Raw genomic sequence first — 13,200 nt, forward strand, 5'->3', positions numbered from 1 at the left:
CCCGCCCGACCCTGCTGTTCCTGGACGAGCCCACCTCCGGCCTTGACCCGGCGAACGACCAGTCGGTGATGGAGGCGCTGCACGGGCTCGCCCACGGCAGCGACGGCGCGGCCGGTGCCGCCGCGGGCGCCGCTACCGGCGGCGAGGGCCGTACGGTGATCGTGGTCACGCACAGTGTTTTGTTTCTTGATCTTTGTGACTACCTGCTGGTGCTCGCTCCCGGCGGCCACGTGGCCTACTTCGGCCCGAGCGAGGGTGCGCTGCGCTTCTTCGGCAAGAAGGACTTCAAGGAGTTCGTGGCCGTCTTCCGGGAGCTGGAGGCGACCCCGGGCGACGTGCTCGCGGCCCGCTTCCGCGCGTCCGAGTACTACGTCCCGTCCGCCGTTGTCGCGCCGGTCGTGCGCCGCCCGCCGGCGCTGCTGCCCGGCATCCGCCAGCAGCCGGTGACGGCGCAGCTCTCGACGCTGGTCAGGCGGTACCTGCGGGTCGTGTTCGCGGACCGCTCCTACCTGCGACTGATCATCGCGTTCCCGTTCCTGCTCGGGATCATCCCAAGGGTCATCCCGGCGAAGGACGGTCTGGCGCCGTTGCGGGAGCCCAATCCGGACGCGACCAAGGTGCTGGTCGTGCTCGTGCTGTGCGCGTGCTTCATGGGGATGGCGAACTCCGTGCGCGAGATCGTCAAGGAGCGGCCGATCTACCGGCGGGAGCGCACGATCGGCCTGTCGCGCACCGCCTACCTCGGCTCGAAGATCGCGGTTCTGACCGCGATCACCACCTGTCAGTGCGTGGTGTTCACCCTGATCGGTTTACTCGGGCGCCTGCCGGCCGATGCGGTACTGCTCGGCTCGCCCCTCGGGGAGTGTCTGATCGCGGTGGTCGTGGCGGCGCTGTCATCGATGATGATCGGGCTGCTGGTGTCGACGCTGGTGGACAACGCCGACAAGACCATGCCCGTGCTCGTGCTGGTCACCATGGCCCAGCTCGTGCTCTCCGGGGGCCTGGTGTCGGCGGTGGGACGGCCGGTGCTCGAACAGGTGAGCTGGATCGCGCCGGCCCGCTGGGGCTTTGCCGCGCTGGGCTCGACCGCCAACCTCAACGAGGTCGCCAAGCTCGGCCGCGTCGGGCCCCGGGGCGATCCGCCGGATCCGCTGTGGGAGCACAGCGGATCCACCTGGTTCCTCGACATCCTCGCCGGGATGGGGGTGGGCGTCGCCGCACTGGTACTGACCGCGTACATGATCCGTCGGATCGAGCCGAAGGTGAGCCGGCGCAGGACGACCGCGGATCCGTCATCCTGAGGTGACGGATCCGCGGCCGGGGAGGCCGCCCGCGTGACCGGAGGGACGACGGCGACGCGGCTGTGGGCTCGTCAGCCCGTCCCGGGCCGTCACCATGATCGGAGGTGCGCGCTATCGTGGCGGTTCATCTGGTCGGATCTCACCGCGGCGGCCCCGCGCCGGTGAGGGTAGGCGGGGGAACGACGTTGACGCACATCATCTCGACGATCAACCTCAAGGGAGGCGTCGGCAAGACGACGATCACCGCGGCCCTGGCGGAGATTCTGGCCGGGGAGCACGGCAGGCGAGTACTGATCATCGATCTCGACCCGCAGACGAACCTGACCGTCTTCATGATCGGCGAAGCGCGCTGGCAGGAGCTCAACGACTCCGGCCGGACGCTCGCGACGCTCTTCCGGGACGCGGTGGACCCGGGCCCGGCCGGCGGCCTCTTCGACGTCCACCAGGCGTTGCAGCGGGATGTCTCCCCGGTGGCCAGCGTCACCCAGGTCGACCTGCTGGCCTCCTCGCTGGACCTCATCGACCTCCAGGACAGGCTGCTGTCGGCCGCCGGGCCGCCCGCCGCCGTCGGCGGCCACAACCCGGTGGAGCTGCTGCACCGGCAGATCGAGAAGATCGCCGACGACTACGACTACATCCTCGTGGACTGCCCGCCGAACCTGAGCGTGCTCACCCTGAACGGGCTGCGGATCTCGCACGGCTACATTGTCCCGACGATCCCGGACGTCATGTCCACGTACGGAATTCCGCAGATACGGTCCAGGATCCAGAAGTTCGCCACGAGCGTGGGCCGGGTCATCCCCGCCGTCGGCCTGGTCGTCAGCAAGTACCGGGCGAACGTCTCGCTGCACCGGCAGACCGCCGACTACCTGGCCCGCTCCGGCAAGGAGACCGGCCTGCGCGTGTTCAGCTCCCGGATCCCGGACTCGACGGAGATCGCGGAGGCGGCGGAGTTCAACGACTGGGGCACCCTGCGGCAGCGGTACGGCTACCACCGGCACTACGACGCCCTGGCCTCCCTCGCCACCGAGTTCATAGCCGCCGTCGAGGACACCGTCCCGTCATCGCGGCCCTCTTCGCCGCCTTCTTCGGGGTCGTCTTCTTCGGAGCCGCGGGACGTGCCTTCGTAGGACATGCCCACGAGCGCAACGGACACATACCCGATCACGCCCGATCACGCCAACCGCGGTAGCCGCCCGCGAACCAGGCGCGCCTGGCAGGCCATGACGCCCCCGATGTCTACGACGTCCACGACAGGCCTGTCGGGCATCGGCCCGACCCCGGATCGTTCGTCCTGCCTCGACAGCCCCGGAACCAGCCGCTACGGGTGCTTCATCCGCATCATTCTTAAATTCAATGAAACTTTATGACAAAACACTACGAAACATCTTTCCGTCGGCCGTGTCCGCCGGGATGACGCTGTCGGCGTGGGTGGACAAGATGCTGGCCGAGTCGATCTGGACCGTCCGGTTCGCCCGCCAGCAGCAGCGCAACGCCGCCCTGGGCGTCACCCCGGACTACCTGGCGGCCGAGTATGCCAGGCTGGAGGACCTGCGGCGTGCGGCAGGGTGAGGTGTGGGCGCGCGCCGACACCTGGTCGAGTCGGTCAACGACACCCTCAAAGGGCAGCCTGACCTGGAACAACACGGCGGCCGAACCTTCGAGGGCGTCGCGATCCGGGTCGCCAGCGGCTACTGGCGATGGCCGCGGCGATCTGGCACAACAACAAGACCGCCGCGCCCGTCACCCGATCATTGATCGCCTACGGCCACTGACCGACCCAACCGTTCGGACCTACTCGTCTAGAGGCTCGTCACCGACGGGTGGTCGGCCGCCAGCTTGGCCCGCAGCGCGTCGATGAGCCCCTGGTCGTACGGCCCGGGTGACCAGTTCTGCTTCTGCAGTTCCTCGGGGATCGGCCGGGGCGAGGTGAGGTCGTCCGTCTCCGGGGTGTAGTCGTCCCGCCACACGTGTGGGGTCTGGGGAGGAGCGGTGATGGGGAAGGGCAGCTGCTTGATGAGCTGTATCGCGACCGCGTGAGTGGGATGCCTTCCTGGGCGGCGCGAGGGCCGGGGAGTTCGAGCGGCCGTAGCGAGCGCCGTGATCCTGCGAGTCGGGGGACGCCTACCTGGTCCAAGCCGAGATACTCGCCGGGATCAGGATGCTCACCCGCGGCGATCTCACTCCCGGTATGCACGAGGTTCCCGCCGCCGACCGCGCCGCGATCGCGGCTATCTGGCTCTCCTACTTCAACAGGTGATCAACTTGGCCATCACGGCAGACCACATCCGCGCCACCCTGACCACCTACCTCGACACCCACCCCGAGGAGAAACCCGGCCTCGCGCCCGTTCTCGACCTCCTCGACACCGGCGCCGACCTCACCTCCCGCGGGGAGTTCCGCGGCCACGCGACCGCCGGCGCGATCCTCGCCGACGCCGACGGACGCATCCTGCACATCCACCACCGAGCACTCGACACGTGGCTCCTGCCCGGCGGCCACCTGGAGACCCAGGACACCTCGCTACTGGAAGCAGCCCTACGCGAACTCGCCGAGGAAACCGGCATCCCCACCAACGCGGTCACCCCCGCGGACGTCCACCCCATCCACATCGACGTCCACCCCATCCCCGCCAACGACGCCAAGGGCGAGCCGGAGCACCGGCACGTCGACGTCCGGTTCCTCTTCCGCACCACCGCCGACGTTCACCAGCTTCAGACCGAGGAGGTCACCGACGCGGCCTGGCGCACCATCGACAACCTCGGTGACGCGACGCTGCGACAGCGCATCGCCGAAACCCTTCGCTGACGCCCGGCCGCCCGCCCCGGCGCATCCGGTTCCGGACGCAACGGGGGGGCGAGCCTCCATCGCCGCCACCCACGCGCCTCACATCCCTGAACGGCGCACGACCCCACTGCCTGCGCAAAGGACCTGACAGCCCAATACGCCGCATCCAGGGGCGCCATGACCGTCGGGCTGGCCAGGGAGGTCGCGACGGACGGCATCATGATCGATTCTGTAGATCTATCCCCACCGCACTCCCGCGCCGGAACGAGTGTGTAAGTGGTTGCTGGGGCAGCCACTTACGTACTCGTTAACATGATCGCTTTTGTTTGGGAGTGCCGACTCGGAGGTGCCGGCCGCCATGTACGGTGACCGGCACCAGGTCCTGCTGCGGAGAAACGCCGGGGTGCGGAAACTCAGGGCAGGGTGAGGTGGGCTACCTGGGGGTCGTGGTCGCTTTGTTGGGTGGCGAACTCGGAGTTCACGTGGACCACGTCGTAGCTGTGCGCGGCGCCGGCCAGCGCGGTGGAGAGCAGGATGTGGTCGAGGACCTGCGAGTTGCCCTCGTAGACGTAGGTGTAGCGCTCGGCGTCGGCCAGGGTGGCCGGCAGGTCGGTCAGGCCGGCGCTGGTCAGGGTCTGCACCGGCGCCGAGTAGGGGAAGTCGTTCAGGTCGCCGGCCACCACGATCCGTGCCTGGCTGTCGATCGCCAGGATCGACTGGACGAAGTTCCGCACCACCGTCGCCTGCTGGTTGCGCTGCGTCTCGCTGGCGAGGGCCGGTGGCTGGTAGCGGCCGAACAGCGGGTCGTCACCGCCCTTGGAGTTCCAGTGGTTGGCGATCACGAACAGTGGCTTGGAGTTGAAGGAGAACTTGCCGACCAGCGGCTTGCGGCTGGCGTTGAAGGCCGAGTTGGTCGGGTCGATCCGGCCGGGGTTGACACTGAGGTTCACCCGGTCGGCGGGGCTGCCGCTGTCGGAGACGGCCACCGCGGTGGTGGAGCCGCCGGGTGTGCCGGGGGCGAAGGTGAGCCCGATGTCGGTGCGGAACAGGAAACCGACGCGGATGTTGCCGCCGGGCTCGCCGCCGTCCTGATCGTCCACCGGGCTGATCTGCTGGTAGGTATAGGCCGGCCCGCCCGCGGCACCGATCGCGTTGATCAGCCTGGTCCAGGTCTGGTCGGCGGCCACCACCGAGCTGTTGGTCGCCCCGTCGTTGTCCTGGACCTCCTCGACGGTGATGATCCCCGGCGCGGCCAGGCTGGTCACGATCTGGTGCGCCAGCCCGTCGAACTTGCTCTGCGGGTCGGACGGGTCGAGGTTCTCCACGTTGAACGTGGCGACCGAGATCTGCCCGGCGCCCGGCCCACCGGTGCTCTCCGCTGTGAGCCCGCCCGCCACTCGGCTGATCGCGCTGGTCAGCAGCAGTTTGAAGTTGCCGAAGGAGTAGTCGAGGACGCCGGCCGCCGGGCCGGAGAAGTGGTCGCCCACGTTCACCCCGGCGGGCGTGGAGCCGGCCAGCGCGGCGTCGTCCAGGATGATCCGTTCCGGGTTGGCGTCGGTCTGGCGGGTCACGATGCCGCCGCGGGTGGTGCGCACGGACGCGTTCGCGCCGTCGTCACCGAGCACCGGGATCTCGTTGTAGCTGTTGGCCGGGCCCACCGCCACCGGGTTGTTCACCTGGACGCGCATGCCCTCCAGGGACTCGTAGAAGTCGATGCCGTCGGTGGCGGGGTCGAAGGTGCCCGAGGTCTCGACGCTGCCCGTGGCGTCGTTGTCGATCACTGTGGCCGGTGGTACCCGGCCGCCGGTGCCGATGACGGCCACCGCCGGGACGGCCCGGGTGCCCAGTACGGAGACGGACGGTGAAGTGATCTCCGTGGTGGTCAGGTTCGTGCTGCCCGACCCGCCCGGCCGGTACTCCGAGACGGTCCCGCCGACCGCGACCTCCTGGCCGACGGTGGCCGTGGGCGCGCTGGAGGTGTACACGAACAGGCCTTCGGAGGTGGCGTCGTTCGCGTCCGGGCACGGGTCCTGGTACCAGAAGCCGTTGCCCGTCACCGCGGTGACCACACCGCGCACGTCGGACACCGGCTGGCCGTTACGTGGGGAGATGTGCGCGCTGCCCTGGACGTCCCGGATGCGGGTGGTGTAGCCGGCGCAGCCGCCGCCCCCGCCACCCTGGGAGTTCTGCGGGGTGGGGCTGACCTTGGCGAAGTCGCTCGCGTTGTTGTCGCTGTCGGTAGCCGGGTTCGACCTGGTCGCCGAGGTGGTGTTGGACAGGGCCTGGGCCGGGGAGGTCTCGTAGTCGTTCGCGCCGCCGTAGCCGACGAAGTCCTTCACCCCCGGCGCGGTGTCGCAGTTGCCGCCGCAGGTCAGGGCGGTGGTGCTGGTGACGAGCGCGACCTTGCCGGAGGTGGCCGACAGGTTCGTCGTGCCGGTCGCGTCCGGGGTGGGCAGCGCGGCGCCCTGGCTGCCGCCGGAGCCGAGCCTGACCAGATACCTGGCGCCGGGCTGGATCGTGCCGGACAACGCGGTGACGAGATAGTTCGTACCGGACGCGGACGCGTACTGCGTGGACCAGCCGGCAACGCTGACCGCCGTGGTGCCCCGGTTGTACAGCTCCACGAAGTCGTTGAGATACGGCGCGCCGCTGTTGCCGCCGCCGCCGTAAACCTCGCTGATCACCACGTCGGGCGAGGCCGAGAAGGCCGGGGCCGCGACAATCCCGGTGAAGCCGCCGGCCATGGTTACGGCGAGTACGGGCAGCAGCAGGCGCCGCACGAAGGACCGACCACGTGGCGAAGGGCAAGAATGATCCATGAACGGGCTCCTGGCCGACAGTGCGTGGACAGCGACACGAGCCCGTCATCTCTATCGAGTGGACGGTGTTGATTACCATCAGGTAAAGGCGACGGTCGGTGAACGGATGCGTGAATTTCTGACGTGACGGTCAGGCCAGCAGCGGGAGCAGGGCGTGGACGTCGGCGAGCGCGCGGAGCTGGTCGGTGAGGTGGGTGCAGGTCGTCGGCCCGGTCATGGAGGAGCGCAGCCCGTGGCGCAGCCCGGCCAGGCGCTGGCCGAGGACACGGCTGACGCTCGCCCCGGCGGACGGGCACTGCGGGCCCGGCAGGACGCGGGGTGTCGCCTGAGCCGCGCGGACCGTCGCGGTGGCGAGGTCGATCGTGGCGTCGACGGCGTACTCGTGCACGATTGCTTCCGAGCCGTCCAGGTCGCGGTAGATGTCCCGGAAGAACGCGTCCACCACGGCCTCGCCCGGCCGCGGCCCGGGTGTCACGTCGATCCTGCGCCGCCGCCGGACGCTGCCGGGTGGCAGTGGCGGTGCGGCGTGCCAGCCCAGTGGATCACTGTCGTCGTCCAGCCTGGGTGCGTTCGGCCCGTGGCCCATGAGGGCGGACGGATCCTCACGGTTGGCGATGTCCAGCCCGCCGCCGGCCACCCAGCCGGCGCAGACGTCGACCGGGGGCATGCGGACGTCGGTGAACGGCGTTCCGACGATGCGGGCGATCATCGAGCCTGAGATCAGCGTGACCACGGGCACCTCGTCGAGGAGCAGCCCGGGCAGGGTGCCCCCGACGGTCAGCTCGGGCACGGCCCGGTCCAGCGCGGTACGGAAGCCCGAACCGGCCCGGGCGCCCAGCAGCGCGTCACTGCCGGCCACCGCCGGGTCACACTCGATCGCGGTGACCGTCCGGTCGCCGAAATAGTCGATCGTGACCCGGACGCCGGCCTCGGCCACGACCTGGGCGTCGCTGTCCGTTCCCGTCCGCTCCCCGACGGTGCGCAGGTCGCGTGCTCGGCCGACGATCACCACCGGGCTTTCGGTGTCGCCCGGGCACAGGACGTCAACTGTGCTGGTACGACGCACCGAGCCCGGGACACGCGGCGGTGTACCGGTGGTCGGTCCGGCGGGGGAGAGCCACTGGAGAGCAGTCGTCGTCACCCTTCCAAGGGTTACACTCCGAACCGCCGATGGCTCTGTGGCAGCCTGTCCGGAGCAGGGAAGTTGGCAACGTCACGTCCTCCGTGTCATCTCCGCGGTTGCCGGCCTGTTGCTCGATGGTTCTTCGAACCACGGTTCTTCGAACCACCGAGCAGGCCAGGGACCGGGGCTCTCCGGATCCGCCGGGCCCGCCGCCCGCCCGCCTGTCGGCCGGTCCGTCAGGTGGACGGCACCGTCCGCGTCGTCCACGAGAAGACGCCCGGCGTGCGTGGGTTGGCGGTGACCCGCAACCACTGCGTGGCGGTGTCGCCGAAGGTCTCCAGCCGGGTCAGGTTGGGTACTCCGGCGTAGGCGGGTTCCACCTCGTAGATGTGCTCGTCGCCGTGCACGAGCAGGACCGGCTTGCCGTATCCGCGCGACCGTTCGGCGATACGTCGGCGGATCTCGGTGAAGCCCGGGGTCTCGGTGGGCTCGGCCTGCATCAACAGGAGCACGCCGGGAGCGTGGGTGCGCTCGGCGGTGGCAAAAGCGGTGTCGATCCAGTCGAGTGCGGCGGCCCTGCGTGCCTCGAACTCGGCCAGCCGCAGGTCCGGCCGGTCCCCGCCGGGCAGCTGTGACCACGGTGCCAGATCGTTCTCGCTGCCGACGACGTGCACGGTGGCGAAGACGATCCGGTTCCGGGTGAAGAGCACGTTTTCGCGGTACTCGCGGTGGCGTTGGTCGGAGGCCTGTGTCGCCACCCGCAGCTGGTGACGGCCGAGGGTACGGCCCGGTTCCGGGAAGAACGCCCGGCGAACCGCCTCCAGGCGCTCGGTGGGCAGGTATCCGCCGGCGGCCGTACGGTGGCAGTCGGTCCATTCGTTGTCGCCGGGTGTCAGCACGAACGGATCGTCGAACGTGCCGAAGAGCTGTGCCAGATCGGCGAAACGGGCGTCGTCACAGGTGGACGAGCCGTTCTTGACGTCACCGGCGTGCAGCACGAAGCGTATGTCCGCGTCGGCGTTGACGGTGTCGACCAGGCGCGGGAGGACGGCGCGCTGGGCGTCGCCGTAAGGAGTGTCGCCCAGCAGGGCGAAGGTGACCGCGGGCCCGTCGGGGCCGGCAGGGCCGGGGTTGCCGGGGTTGCCGGGCGCGGCGATGGCGGTACCGGCCGGGACGAGTCCCGCGGCCGCAACGGTCGCGGCAAGCGCCACTGCTAACAGGTGTCGTCGCATGCGATGACTCTCGACACCTTCGACCACCGGCCGGTGACGACAGTTCAGCCACCGGGCGACGCCTGGTCGACAAACGCAGTGCGCTGACATCCACGGGCCGCTCGGCACCGGCCCGTGGAAGATGCGGGATCGTTCACGACGGCGTCCACCGGAATGACGGAGGGTTGACCTTTTTCACCGGCTTTCCGGTCGGTGCCCGCCGGCTGCCGATTTTCAGGATCAGGAAGGCGATGGATTCGGCGAGATAGAAGACGAAGAGCGCGGCGAGGACGACGCAGCCGGGAACCAGGACGAAGAGAAAACCGGGAAGGGCGACGGCGACGAGCGCGGCGAGCTGCCCGAACCCCGGGCGCCACAGCGTGGACAGCCCCGATTTCCGGACGCCGGCGAGTCGCACCGCCGCCCACATCAGCCACCGCCGTAAGAAGGCCACATCGAGCTCACGCATTGCCCGGCGGAAGATCCCGTCCGCGTCGGCGCGGTCGAAGTCGCCGGCGTCGGCCAGTTTCCACAGCCAGTCGTGCAGGATGGCCGCCTTGGTGTAACGCCCGTATGTGGGTACCAGCCAGGTGAGGAAGCGTGGGACCGACGCGAAGTCGGTCGTAAACCCCGTCGGCACGGTGAAGACCTGTTTCTTGCCCTCGTAGCTGACGGGTTCCAGCAGGCGCCAACGGATGTCGTCGATCTCTTCGACGGCGATCCTGTCACTGAGAAAGGGCATGTGTCCCTCGTCGTTCGTTCCGCGGCGGTGGGGGCGAGGACGGGCAGGCCCCGGACGATAGCCGGAGCCAGGAGGACGACCGGAGCGAGGGACGGCTGCGGGATCAGGAGGACGGCCGGAGCCGGGCAGGGGAGAGGACCGACTCGTACAGGCGGGCGGTCCGCTCCGCCACGGCCTGCCAGCCGAACTCTGCGACGGCCCGGTCCCGGCCCCGGCGGCCCATCGCGTCCGCGCGCGCCGGGTCGCCCAGCAGCGTGTTGACGGCTTCGGCGAGCGCCGCGGGGTCCTCGGGCGGGACGAGCAGCCCGGTCACACGATCGTCGACGACCTCGGGGATGCCACCGACCCGGGAGGCGACCACGGCCGTCCCGCAGGCCATGGCCTCGAGGTTGACGATCCCCAGCGGCTCGTACACCGACGGGCAGACGAAGACGGCCGCGTGCGTCAGGAGCTGGATGACCTCGGGTTTGGACAGCATCCCCGGGAGCCACACGACGCCCTTGCGGGTGTCGCGCAGCTGGTCGACCTGCGCGGTCACCTCCGCGAGCAGGTCGTCGGTGTCGGGCGCGCCCGCGCAGAGCACGAGCTGGGCCCGCGGGTCGAGCCCGGCCGCCGCCTTCAGCAGCACCGGCAGGCCCTTCTGCCGGGTGATCCGCCCGACGAACACCACCGACGGCTGCTGCGGGTCGACGCCGTGGCGGGCGAGGACGTCGGTGCCCGGATCCGGGGCGTACTCGTCGGTGTCGATCCCGTTGCCGATGACGTGCACCCGGGCCGGGTCGACCGCCGGATAGGCCGACAGGACGTCCGCCCGCATGCCCCCGCTCACCGCGATGACGGCCGCTGCCGACTCGATGGCGACCCGCTCACACCACGATGACAGCGCGTAGCCGCCACCGAGCTGCTCGGCCTTCCACGGCCGCAGCGGCTCAAGGGAGTGCGAGGTCATCACGTGCGGGATCCCGTACAGCAGGGACGCCAGGTGCCCGCCGAGGTTGGCGTACCAGGTGTGCGAGTGCACCAGGTCGGCGCCCGCGACGGCGGCGGTGGCGGACAGGTCGGCCGACACCGTCCGCAGCGCCTCCCCGGCGTCCGCGAGCAGGTCCCAGGGCCGGTGCGCGCGCACCGCGATGCCGTCCGGGCTCGGCCGGTCGGCGCCCTGGCAGTGCACGGCCAGGTCCACCAGGTGGGCCAGCTCGCGGGCGAGGTACTCGACGTGCACCCCCGCGCCGCCGTAGACCTCCGGTGGGTACTCCCTGGTCAGCAGTGAAACGCGCATGCCCGCCCTTGTGGTTGGTGACCTGTGGTTGGTGATCGCCGGGCCGGCGCCTGGAGCCCGGCTGGAGCCCGGCCGGAGCCGGCCGGAGCTGGCTGAGGCCCGCGGAGCCGGCTGAAGCCTGGGGCCCCGTTCGGAGCCCGGCCCGCCAGCCCACCGTCGACGGGCCCGGCCCGGCTGTCAGCAGGTGATCGTGACGCCCTTCCCGACGACGGTCACGCCCTCCGGGCTCACGGCGAACCCGCGGGCGCGGTCGTGCTCCTTGTCCACCCCGACCTCGGCGCCCTCGGGCACGATCACGTTCTTGTCGAGGACGGCGTCGCGGACCACGGCCCGTCGTCCGATCACCGTGTTGTGCATGACGACCGCGTTCTCGACCTGCGCCCACGAGTTCACCCGCACGCCCGGCGACAGCACCGAGTGGCGCACCAGGCCGCCAGAAATGATCACGCCGTTGCTGACGATGCTGTTGACGGCCGTGCCGGTCCGGTCCGGGTGCTCGTGGACGAACTTCGCCGGCGGCAGGGACGGGACGTTGGTCAGGATGGGCCAGTTCCGGTTGTACAGGTTGAACACCGGGTCGACCGCGCACAGGTCCATCTGCGCGTCGAAGTAGGAGTCCAGGGTGCCGACGTCACGCCAGTAGCCGCGGTCCCGGTCGTTGGCTCCGGGAACGTCGTTGGCGGAGAAGTCGTAGACATGCGCCATGCCGGCCTTGGCGAGCATCGGGATGATGTTCCCGCCCATGTCGTGGACGCTGGTGTCGTCGTCCGCGTCGGCCCGCAGCGCGTCTATCAGGACGTCCGTCGAGAAGACGTAGTTGCCCATGGACGCGTACGTCTGCTCGGGGCTGTCCGGCAGGCCGGGCGGGTCGGCGGGCTTCTCCAGGAAGGCGTCGATGGTGTAACCGTCCGCGCCGGGGCGGATCACGCCGAGCTGCGTGCCGTCGGCCCGCGGGACGCGCAGGCCGGCGACGGTGACGCCGGCTCCGCTGGTCAGGTGCTGGTCGACCATCTGCCGCGGGTCCATCCGGTAGACGTGGTCGGCGCCGAAGACGACCACGATGTCCGGCTGGTCGTCGTAGACGAGGTTGAGGGACTGGTGGATGGCGTCCGCGGACCCGGTGTACCAGCGGGGGCCGAGCCGCTGCTGGGCCGGTACCGGGGTGATGTAGTTGCCGAGCAGGTTGCTCATCCGCCAGGTGGTGGTGATGTGGCGGTCCAGGCTGTGGCTCTTGTACTGGGTGAGCACGCAGATCCGCAGGTAGCCGGCGTTGGCCAGGTTCGACAGGACGAAGTCGATCAGCCGGTAGAGGCCGCCGAAGGGGACGGCCGGCTTGGCCCGGTCGGCGGTGAGTGGCGCGAGCCGCTTGCCCTCACCTCCGGCCAGCACGACACCCAGCACTCGTGGTCGTGGTCGTGACATCCCAGACCTCCAGGGTGACGCCGATGCTTGTAACTGCTTGGTTGCTAATGGTTCAGATAGCACAGTGTGATTGCGGTGAGTGACTGCGCTGTGTCGTCATCGACCGGTCGGGCGCGACCGCGTTCGGCCAGGCCGACAATGCCGAAGCCTAACAGCGGGTAGTGGAATTCGGGCTCCGGACCGTAAATCCGCGACGACCTGCCACCGCCGGGTTTACCGCCGCCCGGTAGCCGGACCGCCCGGCGGGGCGGACTGCCACCCGGCGCATCACCCTCTGTTTACCGCAGCCCCGATAGCCGGGCCGCCCCCGGCGCCCGTGACAAGGATCATCCCGCTGGACGCCGGGACACGGGCCTGTTGCCGGCGTCCATCCAGGTGGCCGGGCTGCCCGTGCGCCAGGTCGTCTCAGGTGCCGGGCCGCCCGCGGCATGCTCCGGTTCCGGCGGCGCCCTGGCCGCCTGCGGACGGTCGCAGGTGGCTGCTGTCGGTTGAAAAGGACGGCCGGTTGGAAGCCGG

Annotated in this window: 11 protein-coding genes and 1 pseudogene; 5 read left to right on the top strand and 7 right to left on the bottom strand. The window is 70.0% G+C overall.

The window, feature by feature from the left end:
- From AC5LSR_RS03750 to AC5LSR_RS03765, 4 genes and pseudogenes are all read left to right on the top strand, one after another.
- Nucleotides 1–1,301 (top strand): ABC transporter permease (locus tag AC5LSR_RS03750; RefSeq protein WP_493468143.1); only part of this gene is annotated, 1,301 nt, incomplete at its 5' end.
- A gap of 185 nt (nucleotides 1,302–1,486) precedes the next feature.
- A complete protein-coding gene (locus AC5LSR_RS03755) occupies nucleotides 1,487–2,431 on the top strand; it encodes a ParA family protein (RefSeq protein ID WP_250283676.1) in 945 nt (314 codons plus the stop codon).
- A gap of 283 nt (nucleotides 2,432–2,714) precedes the next feature.
- Nucleotides 2,715–2,873, top strand: a complete 159-nt coding sequence (locus AC5LSR_RS03760; protein ID WP_157180533.1) for a hypothetical protein — start codon at nucleotides 2,715–2,717, stop codon at nucleotides 2,871–2,873.
- Between the two features lie 15 nt (nucleotides 2,874–2,888).
- Nucleotides 2,889–3,076 (top strand): annotated as a pseudogene (locus AC5LSR_RS03765) (IS982 family transposase); the annotation flags it as partial.
- A gap of 27 nt (nucleotides 3,077–3,103) precedes the next feature.
- Here AC5LSR_RS03765 and AC5LSR_RS03770 read toward each other — a convergent pair.
- A complete protein-coding gene (locus AC5LSR_RS03770) occupies nucleotides 3,104–3,271 on the bottom strand; it encodes a hypothetical protein (RefSeq protein ID WP_250283674.1) in 168 nt (55 codons plus the stop codon).
- A gap of 286 nt (nucleotides 3,272–3,557) precedes the next feature.
- Between AC5LSR_RS03770 and AC5LSR_RS03775 the strand changes: the two genes are divergently transcribed.
- The gene (locus AC5LSR_RS03775; RefSeq protein ID WP_250283672.1) at nucleotides 3,558–4,109 is read left to right on the top strand and encodes an NUDIX domain-containing protein; all 552 of its coding nucleotides are present in this window, start codon (nucleotides 3,558–3,560) and stop codon (nucleotides 4,107–4,109) included.
- Nucleotides 4,110–4,501: 392 nt separating this feature from the next.
- Here AC5LSR_RS03775 and AC5LSR_RS03780 read toward each other — a convergent pair whose 3' ends face one another.
- From AC5LSR_RS03780 to glgC, 6 genes are all read right to left on the bottom strand, one after another.
- Nucleotides 4,502–6,868 (bottom strand): DUF8508 domain-containing protein, encoded by a 2,367-nt coding sequence (locus tag AC5LSR_RS03780; protein WP_445548212.1) that lies wholly within the window; start codon nucleotides 6,866–6,868, stop codon nucleotides 4,502–4,504.
- Between the two features lie 169 nt (nucleotides 6,869–7,037).
- Nucleotides 7,038–8,048 (bottom strand): DUF2889 domain-containing protein, encoded by a 1,011-nt coding sequence (locus AC5LSR_RS03785; RefSeq protein WP_250283670.1) that lies wholly within the window; start codon nucleotides 8,046–8,048, stop codon nucleotides 7,038–7,040.
- Nucleotides 8,049–8,266: 218 nt separating this feature from the next.
- On the bottom strand, nucleotides 8,267–9,262 hold the full coding sequence (locus AC5LSR_RS03790) for a metallophosphoesterase (protein WP_250283668.1): 996 nt from the start codon (nucleotides 9,260–9,262) through the stop codon (nucleotides 8,267–8,269).
- A 133-nt stretch (nucleotides 9,263–9,395) separates the two neighbouring features.
- Nucleotides 9,396–9,983 (bottom strand): DUF1353 domain-containing protein, encoded by a 588-nt coding sequence (locus AC5LSR_RS03795; protein WP_250283666.1) that lies wholly within the window; start codon nucleotides 9,981–9,983, stop codon nucleotides 9,396–9,398.
- Between the two features lie 103 nt (nucleotides 9,984–10,086).
- Nucleotides 10,087–11,262, bottom strand: coding sequence for a glycogen synthase (gene glgA / locus AC5LSR_RS03800; RefSeq protein ID WP_250283664.1), 1,176 nt, complete (start codon nucleotides 11,260–11,262; stop codon nucleotides 10,087–10,089).
- Between the two features lie 177 nt (nucleotides 11,263–11,439).
- The gene (gene glgC / locus AC5LSR_RS03805) at nucleotides 11,440–12,684 is read right to left on the bottom strand and encodes a glucose-1-phosphate adenylyltransferase (protein WP_250283662.1); all 1,245 of its coding nucleotides are present in this window, start codon (nucleotides 12,682–12,684) and stop codon (nucleotides 11,440–11,442) included.
- Nucleotides 12,685–13,200 lie beyond the last annotated feature (516 nt).

The organism is Protofrankia sp. CiP1_Cm_nod4 (genome assembly GCF_982290645.1).